Here is a 17374-nt window from a genome sequence, read left to right as displayed (position 1 = left end):
AGTCGTTAGTATAACCGTCGTTCAAACGTGAGAAGGTCCTTCGCTGTGCTCGGGATGACAGACGCTTTTTAATGCATGCTATCTGTGCACCCTACGTCACCACTCCTTCCAGTACTTCCCACACATTCTCAGCCAGAATTTTCTGTCCCTGAGCGTTAGGATGCACGCCATCAGGGAGGTTGAGGTTGCGGTGGCCCAGCACACCCTGCAACAGGAAGGGTACGAAAGCCAGCTGATTGCGCTCGGCCAGCGTACGAAACAGCGCCTTAAACTCCGTGGCATATGCACCTAAATGGTGCCCACCCAACGGTTCCAAGTCAAACGGAAACTCCAGGCCCGCCAGCACCTGCCGCGCCTGTGGGTAGCTGCGACTCACCTCGTCTAAAATGAATTGCAGGTTTTGCATGGTATCGCGGGGCGGAATACCGCGCAGGCCATCATTGGCTCCCAGCGCTAGCACAAATACATCCACGGGCTGCCGCGCCAGCACACTGCTAATGCGTTGCCGACCACCAGCAGACGTTTCACCGCTTACGCCGTAGTTAAAGGTTTTGTAGGGTAGGGAAAGCGTGTTGATACGCTGTTGAATGAGTGAAGGAAATGCGGCGCTACCGGGCAACTGGTAACCCGCCGTGAGGCTGTCGCCAAAGAAAATAATGTTCTGCATAACGAGTATCTCCATACGCCACCGGCCAAATTCAGGTGCCCCCATGGGCAACTAAACTTGGCCGGTTGGTAAGAGATAAACAGTTGTGCGAAACTTAAAATTCCGCGTTTTTCGGGAAGCGCGGGAAGGGAATTATTGTCTACTATTACAGCGTTGTGTGGCTACTAGAAAGACATCATATAGCTGTTTATAAGATACTTGCTATATAATGTCTTTGAAAGAATGAATAGGGTAATTAGTCTTGCACCATCCGAAAGCCCTGACGTAGCGTAGTGCCACGCAATTGCAGACCTAGAGACAACGAATCGGTACAAGGCAGCAGGGCGTTTCCGCAGCGTCTATTGGGCCGTACGCCTGTTCGTACAGGGTAGGAGCCCACCTGACCAGCCACCTGTGTGCGTACTTCCGGGTAGTCGGCCGGCCAGGTGACGTAGGCCGGTGCGGCCGGTTTTGCTAGTTCGTGGCGCAGGCCGTTTAGTGTATAGAGCAGGCTAAGAGCACACAAGCCCCAACCAGCTATTCGGCTCCACCGAATGGGCAATTCACGAGCAATGATCAACGGGCTCAGTAGAGCAGCCCCAATTAGATAGGCGTAAGCAAAACGCATAGCGGGGGCTGCCACAAACCAACTGCCGCAGCCAAGCAAAAGCAGCAGATAAAGTGTCAGATCTGTGCGTTTTATTAAAGTGCTGTAGGTAGTTTTCTTCGCTACTAATTGCCAAACCAGCCATCCTACTAGTAACCCGACGCCTGCCACAACCACTAGCAGCAGCAGCTTATCGGCTGGTTCCTGCTGCATCCACCACAACGGTAGCCACTCACCTATTGGCTGCTTCGCTGCCAGGGGCCAGTCGCCCAAAGGACGTCGGGCAAAAAGGCGAATCTCTACTAAATCAGCAGTTAGTTGGGTAGGCGTTACGGCCCAATCGCGTACGACAGGCCCCAAACTGCCCGCCAGCGGATAAGCGAGGTAGCCCGATAACCCTACGTTCCGCCCTATCCAGGGAAGCAGAACCAGTACGATGACACCCAATAGCAACCCCAAACGTCGCCAACGCCCCTGTGCGGGCCACCAAGCCGCCACCAACGGCCACAGCAGCATAGTGCCAGCTGATGACTTTACAGTAACGGCTGTAGCAGCTACTACGCCTACCCAAATAAGGCCAGCGGAAGACAAACGGGGCGTTTCGAGCAACAGCCCTAGTAGTAATAAGCCGAGTACGGCTGCGGTGCTATCGGCTAGGGGGGAAGAAATCCAAGGACGCATCGTCATCAGTAGCAGGAGTATGCTACCTAGATAGAAAATGGCCAACCAGGGTCGAGGGCCTACCCGTAGCTGCCTGCCGGCCCGACGTACGTGGTGAATGGTCAGCAACAAAAAGCCTAGACTACTCACCGTTTGCTGAAATGCTGGAGCTTGGCTAAGTGGGGTGGCTGGACTGAAAAAAGCCGTTAATAAGTGAGCATGTGAGTTGAAAGCCAACTGTCCACGCAGATTACCTAATCCTGGTACCAGCGGGTAGCGATGCATCCACTGAATAAACTGCGCATGGTACAGGGCCGAGTCGGGAAATGTTGGTGGTTGGGCAGCGTGCGTTAGGATTAGCGCTACCAGCGCGCCGGCCAGTAGGCCAGCAAGCGTCCCCGCTTCTTGCCAACTGCCGCCATAGCTGAGCAGGAGTAGACGTAATCGGACGCGGTTTGCGACCAGTAGTACACCAGCTAAAGCGGTTACTCCTAGTTGTATGGGTAGGGCCACCGGTAATGCGAAGCTAAGGATTGCCACTAACCACGCCACTACCGCTAAGCCTCCAATTATCAATAATTCTGGGCTGTCTGTCAGCAAGCGAGGTAGAGGCCCCCACATCCGTTTCAGCAGTTTTTCTAAACCCAGGCCAAATCCCAGGCCTACCCCAGCCGCCCACGCCCAGAACACGATAATAAGAAGCATACGTAACAAGCAGCTGGCTTTTACGCTACCAGCCGGAGGATGGAAGATAAGGTAATACTGCACAGCTCGCAGACCCGACGCAGCAGGCCCAAGTTGTCACAAAGCGGGCGGCCCCATCAGGAAGCCGCCCTATTCACAAAATCCGTATAATCCGGAAAAATACGCGCCAATCCGTGATCTAGAAGTCCGCGTTTTTCGGGAAGCGCGGGAAGGGAATCACGTCCCGGATATTAGCCATGCCCGTCACGAACAGGATGAGACGCTCGAAGCCCAAGCCGAAGCCCGCATGCGGCGCCGTACCGAACTTGCGCAGCTCCATATACCACCACAGCTCGTCTTCGGGCACGTGCATGGCAGCCATACGGGCGCGTAATTTTTCCAGGTCCTCCTCACGCTGCGAGCCGCCAATGATTTCGCCGATACCTGGAAACAGCACGTCCATAGCACGCACGGTCCGGTCGTCGTCGTTCATCTTCATGTAGAACGCCTTGATATCCTTGGGGTAGTCGGTGAGGATAACGGGCTTCTTGAAGTGCTTTTCTACCAGGTAGCGCTCGTGCTCCGACTGCAAATCGGTGCCCCAATCCACCGGGAATTCAAACTTCTTTTTCGCCGATTTCAAGATTTCTATGGCCTCCGTGTAGGTCAGGCGCTGGAAATCATTGTCGACCACGAAGCGTAGGCGCTCCAGCAACTCCTTGTCGTATTGGTCGTTGAGGAATTGCAGGTCATCGGCGCATTTATCCAGGGCGTAGCGCACGAGGTACTTCAAGAAGTCCTCGGCCAGCTCCATGTTGTCCTGCAAATCGTTGAAGGCCACTTCCGGCTCAATCATCCAGAACTCAGCTAGGTGGCGGGCCGTGTTGGAGTTCTCGGCCCGGAAGGTAGGACCGAAGGTGTATACCTTGCCCAGCGCCATAGCCGCTACCTCACCTTCGAGTTGGCCCGATACGGTGAGGTTGGTTTGCTTGCCGAAGAAATCCTGCTTGTAGTCTACGCCGGCTTTGTCCTCCGTGAGGGGCGGGTTTTGGTCGGGTAGGGTGGTCACGCGAAACATCTGGCCCGCGCCCTCCGCATCGGAACCCGTGATGATGGGCGTATGGATGTAATAGAAGCCGTGGTCGTTGAAATACTGGTGCACGGCAAAGGCCAGCGCGTGGCGTACGCGCAGCACCGCCCCAAAGGTGTTGGTGCGGGGGCGCAGGTGAGCTATTTCGCGCAGGAATTCCAGGGTGTGCCCTTTCTTCTGCAACGGGTAGGTTTCGGCATCGGCTTTCCCAAGCACCGTTATTTCGGCGGCCTGAATTTCTACGCTTTGCCCTTTGCCTTGCGAGGCTACCAACTGGCCGCGCACGGCCACACACGAACCCGTCGTCACGTCCTTCAGCGACTCCTCCGGGAATTTCTCGGCGTCGGCTACTACCTGGATATTATGAATCGAAGAGCCGTCATTCACGGCGATGAACTGCACGTATTTATTGCCGCGGCGCGTACGCACCCAGCCGTTCACCACTACTTCGCGCTCCAGCTCCTGGCTGCCGAGCAGCGCCTGCACGTTCGTTCTTCTTACAGTCATTGGGACTCAGATTCAGGTTAAAGTTCTGAGCCGCAAAGGTAGAAGTTTTAGCAGGGGTAGCAGTACAAAAGAAGAGATTGGCTATTGATGTATAAAATTTTGGCTTATTGCCAAGCTTTCTATTCAAAATCCTGAGCAGCCCTCGAATGATACAATAGCTGCCCGCTATCCAACTTTTTTGCCTATGCCAAAGTACAGAAAGGCATATATTTGAGAGCTGCCACAAGCATTGTGCCGAGGATTTAGAAAGCGCCGAAATAGTATGCAACGACTGGATATGAAACAGCTTCTTTCGCAGAAGCTGTCACCCCAACAGATACAGTTTATCAAGCTGCTGCAGATTCCGACTGCCGAGCTGGAAGCCCGCATCAAAGAAGAGCTGGAAGTAAATCCGGCGCTGGAAGAGGGCGACGACGCAGAGGACTTTGAGGAGCAGGACCGGGAGGAGGACGACGCCGACGACGATTTCGACGACCCGGACGCCGAGTTCGACAACGACGACAACACCCTCGACGAGGATTTCGACCGTGCCGAAGAGCAGCCCGAGCTGGAGCTACCGCAAATCGAAGAATCTACGGCCGAAAAAGAGACCAGCGACGACCTAGACCTAGGCGACTACCTCAACGACGATGAAATAGCCGGCTATAAGATGCAAGGCGACGGACCCGGCGACGCCGATGAGGACCGCGAAATGCCCCTGGCCGACAATGGCGCTTCGTTGATTGATAGCCTGCTGGACCAATTAGGCTTTGTGGCCGTCTCCGACAAGCAGCGCATCATTGGCACTCAGCTTATTGGCTCCATCGATAGCGACGGCTACATCCGGCGTGACTTGTCGGCCATTGCCAACGACCTGGCTTTCTCCCAGAATGTGGAAGTCACGACGGAGGAAATCGAAACCGTGCTGCGCCTGATTCAGTCGTTTGACCCGCCCGGCATTGGGGCCCGCGACTTGCAGGAGTGCCTATTGTTGCAGCTAGAGCGCCGCCCCGCCGACCCCGATGTGGAAAACGCCGAGCGTATTTTGGCCGAAACCTACGAAGAGTTCACCAAGAAGCACTACGCCCGCATTCAGCAGCGGCTGGACTTAGAAGACGAGGAAATACGGGATGCTATTGCTTTGATTCTGAAGCTGAACCCTAAGCCCGGCGGCTCTGGCCCGGTAGGTATGGGCAAGGTGCAGTACATCATTCCCGACTTCATCCTGACCAACGACAACGGCCAGTTTCACCTGTCGCTGAACGCCCGCAACGCGCCGGATTTGCGTGTGTCGCCGGCCTACACGGAGATGTTTCAGGCCTACGACAAGGCCTCGAAAAAGGACAAGAAGATGAAGGAAGCCGTCACCTTCGTGAAGCAGAAGCTCGACTCGGCCAAGTGGTTTATTGATGCCATCCGGCAGCGCCAGCAAACCCTGCTGCGCACTATGGATGCCATTGTGCGCTACCAGCACGACTTCTTTGCCGAGGGCGACGAAGGCCGCCTGCGCCCCATGATTCTGAAGGACATTGCCCAGGAAATCGGGATGGATATTTCCACCGTGAGCCGGGTAGTGAATTCCAAGGCTGTGCAAACGGAGTTTGGCATCTACCCCCTCAAGTATTTCTTCTCCGAAGGCATCGCCACCGACTCAGGCGAGGATGCCAGCTCGCGCGAGGTGAAGCACATCTTGAAGGAAATCATCGACGGCGAAAGCAAAGGCCGGCCACTGTCGGATGACAAACTGGAAAAGATGCTCAATGCCCGCGGCTACAACATTGCCCGCCGCACAGTAGCCAAATACCGCGAGCAATTGAATATCCCGGTAGCGCGCCTGCGGAAAGAGTTGTAAAGCGCTGATATATTGGGTAGTGAGATAGTGATTTTGCGAAGATGCGTGTCATCCTGAGCGGAGCGAAGGACCTTATCACGCTAGAACGATTGACGTATCAACGACTCGTTCAACTGGCATAAGGTCCTTCGCTGCGCTCAGGATGACACGCATCTTTGCAAAATTACTATCCCACCATTTTATCTAATGTACTTTATCCTGTTTTTTTAGGATTCAAGCTCTATATTCGTATTCGGCTTTAATCCGATTCCGTTGAAAAATTCTCTGGCTTTGGCGTTATCGGTGATTTTTCACCCGCTGCTGGTCCCATCGTATCTCTACTATATTGTTTGTTATCAATTACCGGGCGTGGTGCTCTACCCGTTGCTACCCGACCGGTGGCTGGTGGTAGCGTTTGCGTTCGGGTTTACCTTTTTGCTGCCTACCCTCTGCACGAGTGGGCTATATTGGGCCGGCGTTATCGACTCGCTGGAGCTGTACGACAGGCGGCAACGCGCCCTACCCTTTCTGGCTGCGGCCATCAGCTTTGGGGTAGCGGCCTGGTTTTTCACGCATACTGGCTTTGCCCTGGATGCTCTGTTGCGCTATATGATGGTGGGCATGGCCATTGCCGTGCTGCTGACACTATTAATCTCATTGCGCTGGAAAATCAGCGCCCATGCCGTGGGGGTGGGGGGCGCCGTGGGACTGCTGGCCTTGTTGCAGCTCAGCGGCCTCGCCGATCAGGAAGCACTGTGGTGGCTGCTGGGTAGCATTTTGCTAGCGGGGGCTGTGTTAAGTGCCCGGTTACAGCTACAGTCCCACACACCTACTCAGGTATGGGCCGGGTTGGTGCTGGGCGTGAGTCTGGTGGCGGGGGTAGGCGTAGGGGTAGCACTGGCCTGACGGGTAGGAGAGCGGGACTATACGGCCGTAAAAAGTCATTCCGAAAAGCAGGAGGGTAGCACTGGAATTGTAGCTTTACAGAAGGTAGCGTGGCTGTTGGTAGCCATAGCTTTGCCCGCGCTCCAACAATATAGATCATTCCCGAAATTCAGTTTTCGCCCCTGCCTCTGGGCGCGGTATTTGTCTGCTTGTGGCTATGGCTTCTTCCTCTACTTCCGATCTTACAACGGCCGATCTGCTAGCGCAATTGCAGCAGGAGCGCGCCGCCCGACAGCTTGCCGAGGAGCGCGTAGCGGAGTTGGAGCAGCTGTGCGCTCCCTCTTCGCCTACCCTCGACCTGGGACAGCTACCCCGGCGCAACCCTAATCCGGTGTGGCGCCTGAGCGCTACCGCCGAAACGCTCTTTCTGAACCAAGCAGCCGAAAATCTGCGGCAACGTGAAGAAGAGGCGGGTATGTTGCCGCAATTGGAGGAGTTGGTGCAGCAAGCCATTGGGCAGGCATTGGCAACTGACAAGGTAGTGCAGCAGGAAATCGCGTTGAACTTCAACCACTACCTGCTGTTTGTGGTGCCTTCCTGCAACGAGCAGTACGCGGATGTCTACCTCACCAACATCACGCAGGGCAAGGATGTCGAGCGGCGGATGCAGCAGCAGCGCGAGTTCTACGAAACCATCCTAAACCTGTTGCCGGTAGATGTAGCCGTGTTCGACCCCGAGCACCGCTACCTGTTCCTGAACCCGGCGGCTATTGCCAACCCCGAAGTGCGCGAATGGATTATTGGCCGCAACGACTTCGAGTTTTGCGAATACCGGCAGCGCCCTGTGGCGCTGGCCGAGGAGCGCCATGCCCGTTTCGAGCAGGCGCTGGCTACCAAGCAGGCCGTGCAGTGGGAAGAGTCGTTGGAAAGTCCGCAGGGCCAGCGCCGGGCCCTGCGCAACATGCTGCCCGTATATAACCCCGATGGCTCCCTGCGCTTGATGCTGGGCTATGGCCTCGACATCACGGAGCGCTACTTGGCCGAGAGCCGGTTGCGGGAAAGCGAAGCGCGCCTGCAAGAAGAGCAAGCCTTTGTGCAGCAGGTAGTAAACACGGTGCCCGACTACATCTTTGTGCGTGATATCAACACGAAGATTTCCTTCATGAATCAATCAATGAGGGATTTTGTGCAGAGTACCAAGCACATCGAGCTGGTGGGTTTAACGGAGGTAGAGGTAGCCCCCGAAGACCTATCGATCTGGCGCGAGCTGCAAAAGGTAGTAGATGATGACATTCAGATTATTACAACGGGGCAGGAGCAAACCGTGGAGGTATCCGCAACGCTACGAAATGGCGAAACCCGCTGGCTGCGGTCAGTGAAGCGCCCTTTGCGCCGCGCCGATGGCACCGTTAGCATATTGGGCGTGAGCACCGATATCACGGAGGCTCGCCTGGCCCACGAAACGCTAATTCGCAGCGAAAAGCAGTACCGCGACCTGATGCAGTTCAGTCAGGCGCTCATCTGTACGCACGACTTACAAGGTCGGATCCTGACTATTAACCCCACCGCGGCAGCTGTAATTGGCCGTCCGGCGGAGGCAATAATCGGGCAGCCCTTGCAGATGGTATCGCCGCCCGAGTTGCACGCCGACATGGGCGCCTACCTCACTACCATTGCGCAGCAGCGCGAGCTAGGCGGCGTGATGACTTTGATGTCGCGCACAGGGGAGCGGCGCTTCATCCTCTACAACAACTCCCTAGTAGACGAAACCGGCCAAGAGCCCTACGTAATTGCTTACGGGCAAGACGTGACGGACCGCATCCTAATGGAAAAGGAGCTGAAGCGGGCCAAAGAAGCGGCCGAGGAATCGGCGCAGGCCAAGGAAAATTTCCTGGCCAACATGAGCCACGAAATTCGCACGCCCATCAACGGGATTCTGGGTATGGCCGGGCTGCTGGCCAAAACGGAATTGCAGGAGGCCCAGCGCGACCACCTCAACATTATTCAAAGCTCGGGCCGGCACTTGCTGGCGGTTATCAACGATGTGCTGGACGTTGCCAAGATTGAATCGGGGCAGCTGCACCTGGAAGAAATTCCTTTCGATATCATCGAGTCGATTCGCGGGGCGGCCCAAACGCTGGCTTATAAAGCCGAAGAGAAGCGCATTCGGTTCTTCGTGGAGCCGCCTACCCTACCCGAGCCCATGGTAGTAGGCGACCCATTCCGCCTGAATCAGATTTTGCTGAATCTGCTCAGCAACGCCATTAAATTCACGGACCGGGGGTTTGTGGAGCTGACCGGCCGCGTGCTGCACGATTCGCCTGAGAAGCTCAGCATCGAGTTCCAGGTGACCGACACCGGCATTGGTATTCCGGCCGAAAAGCAGGAAGCTATTTTTGAGAGCTTCCGGCAGGCGTATACGGATACTACCCGCCAGTTTGGGGGCACGGGGCTGGGCCTCACCATCAGCCGGCGCTTGTCGGAGCAGTTGGGCGGGCGTCTGTGGGTAGAGAGCACGCCGGGCCGTGGCAGCACATTTTTCCTGGTGCTCACGCTGCCCAAAGCCCAGCAGACGGCTCTAGCCATTGAGCCCGCCTCACCCGACTATGCTACCCTGCGCGGCACGCGCGTGCTGCTGGTAGAAGACCACCCCGTGAACCAGCAATTGGCGTTGCTGATTTTGCAAGGATGGGGCTTTGAGGTGGATGCCGCCGACAGCGGCCCCGAAGCCCTGGCGTTCCTGGACCAGCACACGTACGACGTGGTGCTGATGGACATTCAGATGCCCGGCATGAGCGGCCTGGATGCTACCCGCCTGATTCGGAAGCACGCCGACCCGTTGAAAGCTGTGCTACCCGTTATTGCGCTCACAGCCAATGCCATGCGCTCCGACCACGAGGTGTACCAAAAGGCTGGCATCAACGACTACCTGCTTAAGCCCTTCGAGGAGCGCGACTTGTTCCTGAAAATTGCGGCTCAGCTGGGTCGTACAGTGGAGGCCGCGGCCGAGGTAGCCGCTGTGCGCAACGCGCCCATTGCGCCGCTCTACCACTTGGCCCAGTTGCAGGAAGCCGCCCACGGCAGTGAGAACTTCGTGCGAAAAATCCTGACGACGTTCCTGCAACATACCCCGCCCGCGCTGGACCAACTGAAGGTTGCCACCGCCGTATCCGACTGGACCGCGGCGGCCGAAATAGCGCACCGCCTGAAACCCACGCTGAAGCTGCTGGCCGTGACAACCACCGAGGAACCAGTGCGCTTGCTGGAATCCTACCCCCACGCATCCCCCGCCGACCGCCCTACAGAAACGACCTTGCAAGCTGCGGCCACAACGCTCCTGAATACCACTGCGGCGGTGGTGGCTGAGTTGCAGGCCGCTGGTTATTAGGTAGGCGAGAAAGTTTGCTCCACGACAAGGCCCGTTTCGTAGCTACGAAACGGGCCTTGTCGTGGTACTCCGGTGTGCTAGATGCGGTTGATCTTCCGGAAAACGATGTCCTGGTAGGATTTGCTGATGGGTACTTCCTGGCCGCTGGGCATCAGGGCCATGTTGTTTTCAATGGCCTCTACCCGCCGTAAATTCAGGATGTAGGAGCGGTGCACCCGTACAAAGTGGTCGAAGGGTAGGCGCTCCACAAAGGCCTTCAGCGTGGTGTATACAATATGCTTCTGCTTGTCGGTCACGATGATAACGTAGTCAGACAGCGCTTCCACGTAGAGCACATCATCGAAATTGATGCGCACCATCTTGTTGTTGACCTTCACAAATAGGTCGGAATCGGGGAGGGCTGGTGCCTGCGTAGCCGTTGCGTGGGTGAGGGCGCCGGCTTGTTGCTGGGCCCGTTGCACGGCCCGGCTGAAACGGGCATAGTCAAAGGGCTTGACCAAGTAATCGGTCACTTGCAGGTTGAAGGCATCAACGGCAAAATCCTCGTGGGCAGTTGTCAGAATAACCAGCGGGGGATTGGGCAACACCCGCAGCAACTCCAGGCCACTAAGCTGGGGCATCTGCACATCCAAGAACAGAATGTCTACCTGGTTACCATTGCGAAAGAAAGTCAGCCCTTCCAACCCATCGGTGAGGGAGGCCGTGAGTGAGAGCGAATCTGTCAGGGAAATATAGTGCTCTAGCGTCAGACGGTTGATGGGGTCATCATCCACAATGAGGCAGGAAAGCGCAGAGGTAGCAGGCATACACAAAGAAACTGTAGATGGCCACCGTGGCCAAGGAGCGTTTGACTAGGTAAAGGTACAACTCGCCTATAAAAGAAGGTATTACGCCGAGAAAACCGTTAGTACTAATCAAGATAGTTGCAATTAATCGGCCAAAATACTATGCATAGATAGCCCCGAAGCAAAATGATATCAATTAGTTGAGTACATTGAAAACGGCGAAAACGCAGAGTTTACTGCTAAGCCAGTTGGGCCATTTCCTGCTGCACCATTTCCTGCACGGCGGGTGTGTCGTAGTCGGCTTCGGTTTGGATAAGAGGCATCAGGCGCTGCATAATGTGCTCCTGGCGGGTGCCGTTGGCCAGGGCCTCGGCATAGGGCGTATGCGAAAACGTGACCTGCGAGTACAGCGGCAGCCACTGATCGGGGTACTGCGCGGATATTTTGCTCTCGATTTTCTTTTGCAGCAGAAAACGCGGGTCAGCCACCCGGTCGCGCATTTCCTGGAAGTTATACACCGCTAGGTCGGCCATGGCGTCGGCATCAGGCTTGCGGCGGCGCTGAAACTCTGCAAAAACGGTGTCCCAGTCGCCGTCAAACTCTGTCAGCAACTGGTCGAGCACGGTGCAATCCTCGAAGCCCGCGTTCATACCCTGGCCGTAGAAGGGCACAATGGCGTGCGAGGCATCCCCAACTAGCACCACCTCGCCTTGGTACGACCACGGGTAGCAGCGCACCGTGACGAGGGAGCTGGTAGGGTGCTCGGCAAACTCGGGTAGCAAATTGGGCATCAGCGGTACCGCATCGGGAAATACGCGCTCAAAAAAGTCCTGTACCTGGGCGGGCGTTTGCAGGGAAGCAAACGACGTTTCGCCTTCGTAGGGGAAAAATAAAGTGCAGTTGAAAGAGCCGTCGAGGTTGGGCAGGGCAATCATCATGTACTGCCCGCGCGGCCAGATGTGAAGCGCTTCTTTATCGAGCTGCCAGTTGCCGGCTGCGTCGGCTGCAATCTGCAATTCCTTGTAACCGTACTCCAGGTAGCTCTGTGCGTAGTTGAAGCGGTCAGTTTTCTGCATAGCCCCCCGCACCGCCGAAAAAGCCCCATCGGTACCAAACAGCCGGTGGTAGGCAAGCGTGTGCGTCTGTTGGGTGGTCGTGTCGCGCAGGGTAAGCTGGCGCCGGCGCAGGTCTACCTCCAGGCACCGCTGGTTGAAGTGCAGGCTGATATTGGGGTGCGCCTCCGCCAGATCGAGTAGGGTACGGTTGAGGCCATCGCGCGAAACGGAGTAGATAGCCTGGTTCTCCTGCCCGTAGGCCTGGTAGGTGAGCTGCCCGTCTAGGCTGTGCATGGCGCGCTTGTAGAGGGGTAGGGCCACCTGGCGCACGTCTTCCTGCACGCCAATGCCTTCCAGCGCCCGCCAGCCCCGGTCCGAAAGAGCCAGGTTGATGGAACGCCCCTCGGCGGCTTCCTGGTAGCGCGGGTCGGGCCGACGCTCGTAGATGGCTACCTGATAGCCGCGCCGCGCCAGGTAGAGGGCGAGTAGGGAGCCTACCAGACCTCCGCCAATAATGGTGAGCGGCTCGGAAGTAGCGGCAGGAACAGGAGCGGACATAGACACGGCAAAAAGGGAATGGAACAGCGAAGGTAAACGGTTACGAAATAGCGTCGTTTGTCGGGTAGGAAAAGCTATTCATCGAGTAATACAATTTGTTTAAGCTTAAATAGAATCCGGTGGCTTACAGCGCATCGTAGGGTTGTATTGTAAGACGAACCACTTGCTCTGTTTCTATGCCAATTTCTACCCCCTGCGTTTCTAAGGCTGCTTATCGGCCTGTGCAACATTCCTACTCATCGCTGGCAACAGCTACTTATCTCACGTGGTCGGCCATGATCTGGACTGCCTTACTCACAGAAGATCAGCAGGTTTTCACCCCAAAAATGCCATCTGCACACTTGCAGCTAGCAAACGACCAGCTACAGATTGGCACATACAGCATTGGCGAAAACGTGGACATCAACCTTTTCGGGCACCCAGAAATCCGCTACTAAGCCGATGAGGCTTACATAGCGTTTACAATTAATCGAAAAGTTAGGTTGAGGCGAGCATCCGTGGGCCGGGCAGTTTTCGGCACGGCGTGCAGCCAGTGTTGTTGAGTAGGGCCGCGCATCACCAGTAAACTGCCAGAAGGCAAATCGAGGGAGACAGGCGCGTGCGGCGTTTCGCGGGCATCGCGGGGACGCAACCGGAAACGGCGGGTAGCACCCAAACTCAAGGAAGCAATAACCGGTGCGGAGCCTAGTTCCGGCTCGTCGTCGGCATGCCAGCCCATGCTATCCTGCCCGTAGCGGTAGAGGTTGAGTAGTACGCTATTGAAAGCGGTTCCGGTAGCGGTTTCCACTTGCCCGCGTAGTTTTTGCAGTGCCGGCGTCCAGGGCTGGGGCGTGAGTTGGAGGCCCGAGTAGCGGTAGGTAGCGGCCGGGTCGCCGTGCCAAGCCGTGAGGCGCGGTTGGAGCACCTCGCGCCCATAGAGCCGAATGGCTTCCTGTCGCCACGCAATGGTTTGCTCCAACTCGTGCAACAGGGCAGTAGCAGCATCAAACGGCAAAAAATGCTCGTCGAGCCAGACTTCGGCGTGGGGTAGGGGGAGCAGCGTAAGCGGCATAAGGCGGCTGCTACGGCAGCGCAGCACCGCCCATTTGCCCCAGCATGGGCATCATCAGGTAATACATAATCCCGAAGATCAGCAAGCAGACCACCAGTGCCGGCAGCCAACCCCGACTAAGGTAGGAGCGCCGGCCTACGTAGCGCGGCCAGAAAAACCACAAATATGCTACCACAGCACCCAAATTGACAGCTGCACTAATCCATTTGGCACTCTCACCAAACTGCAACACAGCCCATTGTAGCAGGTAGGAGCTGCCCAAGAGATACAGAACAATAAACAACAGCAGGCGTAACGCCTTGCTTTGCTTGTCCAGCTTAAACAGGTTGATAACCATCAGCACGCCTCCCGCCAGAAAAGAAAATATGACGGAGAAGATAGCAATGGTAGCCGGCGAGTACAATGCGGGTCCGGCGACTTGTTCCTGCTCCGGCTCCGCTACAGCAGCGGCTTCGGCGGCGCGAACAGTGTCGGCTTCGGCGGCACGCTGCGCCACCACGGGCTGCACGTCCGTGCGGATGGCGCTGGCTTCCGCCACTACCTTCCCCCGGCGTTCCAGCTCATCGAGAGCAGCCAACACGGCTTCTTCCAGGTAGTTAGTATACTGGTCGACGTACTGGCGCAGTTCGGCGTCGGTTTTGCGGCCCATCTTGGCCGCGTAGTCTTCAGCCATTGGGATAGTGAAAACGGTAATTGAAAAATAGACTCAAATGGGTGCGGCTGGGTTGCAAGGCCAAACCGGACATGAAAGCAGCTGCTAAGTTGCTACTAGACTGAACGCAAGTTGTGCTGAATAGGTAACAAATGCCCAAATTTTCTTGCCTGCGCTATTGTCCAGCCCAGGCGGCCAGTACTTCGCCTACCCGTTGCACATCGGCAAACGAGTTGTAGAAGGGCACCGGCGCCAGCCGAATTACGTTGGGCTCGCGCCAGTCGCCTACCACGCCGGCCTGCGTGAGGTGGTCGAACAGCTCGCGCCCGCCTTGGTGCACCAGCAAGGAAAGTTGGCAGCCACGGGCCGCGGGGTCAGTGGGCGTAATGATTTCGAGGCGCGAAGTGGGTAGCTCCAGACGGTTGATGAGAAACTCCAGGTAGGCCGTGAGCTGCTCGCTTTTGCGGCGCAACGGGCCCATGCCGCCTACCTCCGCAAACAGCGCCAGCGCCGCCCGGTGTGCCGCTAGTGTCAGCACGTTGCCGTTGGCTAGTTGCCAACCCGCGGCGCCGACCATTGGCTTAAAGCCTTTTTGCATTTTGAAGCGCTCATCGGCATCGTGGCCCCACCAGCCGGCCAGGCGTAGTAGGTCAGGCCGGTCAGCAAACCGCTCGTGCACAAACGCGCCGCCCACGCTACCCGGCCCCGAGTTCATGTACTTATAGGTACACCAGCAGGCAAAATCCACGTCCCAGTCGTGCAGGTGCAGCTCTACATTGCCGGCGGCGTGGGCCAGGTCGAAGCCTACCATGGCGCCTACCGCGTGCCCGGCCCGTGTAATGGCTTGCATATCAAACACCTGCCCGGTGTAGTAGTTGATGCCGCCCATGATGACGGTCGCCAGCAAATCGCCCAACTCGGCAATTTTCGCCTCAATATCCTCCGTGCGCAAGGTGTGCTCGCCGGGGCGGGGCTCCAGCTCCACAATGGCATCATCGGGGTCGAAACCGTGCAGCTTGGTTTGGGTTTCCAGGGCGTATTGGTCCGAAGGGAACGCGCCGCCTTCCATCAACACCTTGTAACGGGTAGGGGTAGGGCGGTAGAACGACGTGAGCAACAGGTGCAGGTTGGTGGTCAGGTTGTTCATCACCACCACTTCGATGGGCTTGGCTCCTACCACCAGCGCTTCGGTTTCGGCTAGGGTTTCGTGGTAGTGCATCCACGGCGAAGGACCATCAAAGTGCCCATCTACTGCCAGCGTGGCCCAGGTATTCAGCTCCTGATCCAGCGCTTCGCGTACGGCACGGGGTTGCAGACCCAGCGAGTTGCCACACAGATAGAGGCTCTCGCCACCACCCGGCGCGGGCGGAATCAGGAAGCGACTGCGGAACTCACGCAGTGGGTCCTGGGCATCGAGTTGGGCGGCAAAGGCGGGGGTGGGTTCAAAGGTCATGCGGGCAAAGGTAGGGGGCAAAGGCGAGGGCCGCCAGGAAGTACTTACGGAGCAGGGGCAGGTGTAGGTGGCGCCATCACGGTACCGCACACGGTGCAGGTGCGCTTGTGCTCGTCTTGCCAGAAGCGGTTCATGATAGGCGGCAGCTGCGCCACGATATCGGTAATCTCAGCAAATTCCTCGTAGAGCTTGTTGCCGCAGTTTTCGCAGTACCACTGAAAGCCATCTAGCTCGCCGGTCGTGCGGTAGCGTTCCATCACCAGCCCAATGGTGTTGGCTGGCCGCCGCGGCGAATGGGGCACACCAGGAGGTAGCAGGTACATCTCGCCGGCCTTAATCTCAATATCTACCGGCTGCCCATCCTCGATGATTTTCACCACGATGTCGCCTTCCAGCTGCCAAAACAACTCCTCGCCCTCGTCCACGTGGTAGTCTTTGCGGGAGTTGGGGCCGCCCACCACCATCACAATAAAATCTTTATTGTCTTTGAATACCTGCTGGTTGCCCACGGGCGGCTTCAGCAGATGGCGGTGCTCATCCACCCACTTTTGTAAGTTGATCGGTCGATTCATGTGGTTTGGTTTTGAAGAGAGAAGGAGGTCGAGGGTAAGGTGTAATGGAAATTAGTAGGCCGTCATGGTTTAACTCCGCTCAGCATGACGAACTATAGGCTATTTGCTCATGATTTCAACAAATATCTCAAAACATCGGCTTCCATCTCGGTTTCTAATAGTATGAGTTCCACTACTCCTTTCTCCGATCAAAAAGCTCTGGTGAGCGGCAGCACGCAGGGAATTGGGCGAGCCATTGCCGAAGAACTAGCCCGGCAAGGCGCTACCGTTACGCTGCTGGCCCGTAACGAAACCACGCTGCGCGAAACTGCTGCCGCCCTACCCACGCCCACCAACCAGCCGCACGACTACATCGTGGCCGATTTCACCCAGCCCGACCAAGTAGCCACACGCGTGGTCGACTACCTCAAGGCGCACCCAATAGGCTTTCACGTGCTCGTCAATAACACGGGCGGCCCGCCCGGTGGGCCTATTATCGAGGCGTCTGTCGATGCCTTTCGGGCAGCGTTTGAGCAGCATGTGGTGTGCAACCATTTGCTTGTGCAAGCCGTGGTGCCGGCCATGCGGGCGCGGCAGTATGGGCGCATCATCAACATCATAAGCACCTCTGTGAAGGTGCCGCTGCCGGGGCTGGGCGTGTCCAATACCATCCGGGCGGCGGTGGCCAACTGGGCCAAAACGCTGGCCAACGAACTGGCGGCCGATGGCATCACCGTCAACAACGTGCTACCCGGCATGACGCAAACCCAGCGCTTGGAAAGTCTGCTGGAAAAGCAGGCTGCATCAGCCGGCAAGCAAGTAGCTGAGGTAGAAACCGCCGCCAAGCAACAAATTCCTGCCCGCCGTTTTGGCGAAGCAGACGAAATAGCTGCCGCGGCTGTATTCTTCGCTTCACCGGCGGCGGGCTACGTCACAGGCACCAATCTGGCTGTAGATGGCGGCCGTACGGGTAGTTTGTGAGCAGGAGTAGC

At 56.9% G+C, this 17374-nt stretch carries 14 protein-coding genes; 5 read left to right on the top strand and 9 right to left on the bottom strand.

What is annotated here, in order from left to right; translation table 11 throughout:
• Positions 1-91: 91 nt before the first annotated feature.
• The 3 genes from J4D97_RS11875 to asnS form a co-directional block, all read right to left on the bottom strand.
• Positions 92-667, bottom strand: a complete 576-nt coding sequence (locus J4D97_RS11875; RefSeq protein ID WP_208307753.1) for an arylesterase — start codon at positions 665-667, stop codon at positions 92-94.
• 235 nt (positions 668-902) lie between these two features.
• Positions 903-2618 (bottom strand): LIC_10190 family membrane protein, encoded by a 1716-nt coding sequence (locus tag J4D97_RS11870; RefSeq protein WP_208307752.1) that lies wholly within the window; start codon positions 2616-2618, stop codon positions 903-905.
• A gap of 178 nt (positions 2619-2796) precedes the next feature.
• A complete protein-coding gene (gene asnS, locus J4D97_RS11865; RefSeq protein ID WP_208307751.1) occupies positions 2797-4194 on the bottom strand; it encodes an asparagine--tRNA ligase in 1398 nt (465 codons plus the stop codon).
• A gap of 262 nt (positions 4195-4456) precedes the next feature.
• On the opposite strand from asnS, the gene rpoN reads away from it, so the two are divergent.
• The 3 genes from rpoN to J4D97_RS11850 all read left to right on the top strand — a co-directional run bounded on the left by rpoN (position 4457) and on the right by J4D97_RS11850 (position 10277).
• A complete protein-coding gene (gene rpoN, locus J4D97_RS11860) occupies positions 4457-6025 on the top strand; it encodes an RNA polymerase factor sigma-54 (protein WP_208307750.1) in 1569 nt (522 codons plus the stop codon).
• Positions 6026-6277: 252 nt separating this feature from the next.
• Positions 6278-6910: a hypothetical protein gene (locus J4D97_RS11855; RefSeq protein WP_185281968.1), complete on the top strand. Its 633-nt coding sequence runs from the start codon at positions 6278-6280 to the stop codon at positions 6908-6910.
• 196 nt (positions 6911-7106) lie between these two features.
• Positions 7107-10277 carry a PAS domain-containing protein gene (locus J4D97_RS11850; protein WP_208307749.1) on the top strand — a complete coding sequence of 1057 codons (3171 nt, stop codon included), beginning with the start codon at positions 7107-7109 and terminating at the stop codon, positions 10275-10277.
• A 77-nt stretch (positions 10278-10354) separates the two neighbouring features.
• On the opposite strand, the gene J4D97_RS11845 is transcribed toward J4D97_RS11850, so the two are convergent.
• Positions 10355-11083 carry a LytR/AlgR family response regulator transcription factor gene (locus J4D97_RS11845; protein WP_185281970.1) on the bottom strand — a complete coding sequence of 243 codons (729 nt, stop codon included), beginning with the start codon at positions 11081-11083 and terminating at the stop codon, positions 10355-10357.
• A 218-nt stretch (positions 11084-11301) separates the two neighbouring features.
• Positions 11302-12675 carry an FAD-dependent oxidoreductase gene (locus J4D97_RS11840; protein ID WP_208307748.1) on the bottom strand — a complete coding sequence of 458 codons (1374 nt, stop codon included), beginning with the start codon at positions 12673-12675 and terminating at the stop codon, positions 11302-11304.
• 176 nt (positions 12676-12851) lie between these two features.
• Here J4D97_RS11840 and J4D97_RS11835 point away from each other — a divergent pair, with 176 nt between their 5' ends.
• A complete protein-coding gene (locus J4D97_RS11835; RefSeq protein ID WP_208307747.1) occupies positions 12852-13112 on the top strand; it encodes a hypothetical protein in 261 nt (86 codons plus the stop codon).
• Between the two features lie 11 nt (positions 13113-13123).
• Here J4D97_RS11835 and J4D97_RS11830 read toward each other — a convergent pair whose 3' ends face one another.
• The 4 genes from J4D97_RS11830 to J4D97_RS11815 all read right to left on the bottom strand — a co-directional run bounded on the left by J4D97_RS11830 (position 13124) and on the right by J4D97_RS11815 (position 16403).
• Positions 13124-13726 (bottom strand): alpha-ketoglutarate-dependent dioxygenase AlkB family protein, encoded by a 603-nt coding sequence (locus tag J4D97_RS11830; protein ID WP_208307746.1) that lies wholly within the window; start codon positions 13724-13726, stop codon positions 13124-13126.
• 10 nt (positions 13727-13736) lie between these two features.
• The gene (locus tag J4D97_RS11825) at positions 13737-14399 is read right to left on the bottom strand and encodes a hypothetical protein (RefSeq protein WP_208307745.1); all 663 of its coding nucleotides are present in this window, start codon (positions 14397-14399) and stop codon (positions 13737-13739) included.
• Between the two features lie 154 nt (positions 14400-14553).
• On the bottom strand, positions 14554-15831 hold the full coding sequence (gene kynU / locus J4D97_RS11820; protein ID WP_208307744.1) for a kynureninase: 1278 nt from the start codon (positions 15829-15831) through the stop codon (positions 14554-14556).
• A gap of 44 nt (positions 15832-15875) precedes the next feature.
• Positions 15876-16403, bottom strand: a complete 528-nt coding sequence (locus tag J4D97_RS11815; protein WP_208307743.1) for a 3-hydroxyanthranilate 3,4-dioxygenase — start codon at positions 16401-16403, stop codon at positions 15876-15878.
• A 162-nt stretch (positions 16404-16565) separates the two neighbouring features.
• Here J4D97_RS11815 and J4D97_RS11810 point away from each other — a divergent pair, with 162 nt between their 5' ends.
• Positions 16566-17363, top strand: a complete 798-nt coding sequence (locus J4D97_RS11810; protein WP_208307742.1) for an SDR family oxidoreductase — start codon at positions 16566-16568, stop codon at positions 17361-17363.
• Positions 17364-17374: the final 11 nt, after the last annotated feature.

Source organism: Hymenobacter defluvii, assembly GCF_017589435.1.
Taxonomy (GTDB): Bacteria; Bacteroidota; Bacteroidia; order Cytophagales; family Hymenobacteraceae; genus Hymenobacter; species Hymenobacter profundi.
This window is presented reverse-complemented; position numbering and strand designations above follow the sequence as displayed.

What these genes read in the sequence shown, in the direction of transcription:
- J4D97_RS11875 (WP_208307753.1), bottom strand. Translation starts at nt 667, where the DNA reads ATGCAGAACATTATTTTCTTTGGCGACAGCCTCACGGCGGGTTACCAG.
- J4D97_RS11870 (WP_208307752.1), bottom strand. Translation starts at nt 2,618, where the DNA reads ATGCTTCTTATTATCGTGTTCTGGGCGTGGGCGGCTGGGGTAGGCCTG.
- asnS (WP_208307751.1), bottom strand. Translation starts at nt 4,194, where the DNA reads ATGACTGTAAGAAGAACGAACGTGCAGGCGCTGCTCGGCAGCCAGGAG.
- rpoN (WP_208307750.1), top strand. Translation starts at nt 4,457, where the DNA reads ATGCAACGACTGGATATGAAACAGCTTCTTTCGCAGAAGCTGTCACCC.
- J4D97_RS11850 (WP_208307749.1), top strand. Translation starts at nt 7,107, where the DNA reads ATGGCTTCTTCCTCTACTTCCGATCTTACAACGGCCGATCTGCTAGCG.
- J4D97_RS11845 (WP_185281970.1), bottom strand. Translation starts at nt 11,083, where the DNA reads ATGCCTGCTACCTCTGCGCTTTCCTGCCTCATTGTGGATGATGACCCC.
- J4D97_RS11840 (WP_208307748.1), bottom strand. Translation starts at nt 12,675, where the DNA reads ATGTCCGCTCCTGTTCCTGCCGCTACTTCCGAGCCGCTCACCATTATT.
- J4D97_RS11835 (WP_208307747.1), top strand. Translation starts at nt 12,852, where the DNA reads ATGCCAATTTCTACCCCCTGCGTTTCTAAGGCTGCTTATCGGCCTGTG.
- J4D97_RS11830 (WP_208307746.1), bottom strand. Translation starts at nt 13,726, where the DNA reads ATGCCGCTTACGCTGCTCCCCCTACCCCACGCCGAAGTCTGGCTCGAC.
- J4D97_RS11825 (WP_208307745.1), bottom strand. Translation starts at nt 14,399, where the DNA reads ATGGCTGAAGACTACGCGGCCAAGATGGGCCGCAAAACCGACGCCGAA.
- kynU (WP_208307744.1), bottom strand. Translation starts at nt 15,831, where the DNA reads ATGACCTTTGAACCCACCCCCGCCTTTGCCGCCCAACTCGATGCCCAG.
- J4D97_RS11815 (WP_208307743.1), bottom strand. Translation starts at nt 16,403, where the DNA reads ATGAATCGACCGATCAACTTACAAAAGTGGGTGGATGAGCACCGCCAT.
- J4D97_RS11810 (WP_208307742.1), top strand. Translation starts at nt 16,566, where the DNA reads ATGAGTTCCACTACTCCTTTCTCCGATCAAAAAGCTCTGGTGAGCGGC.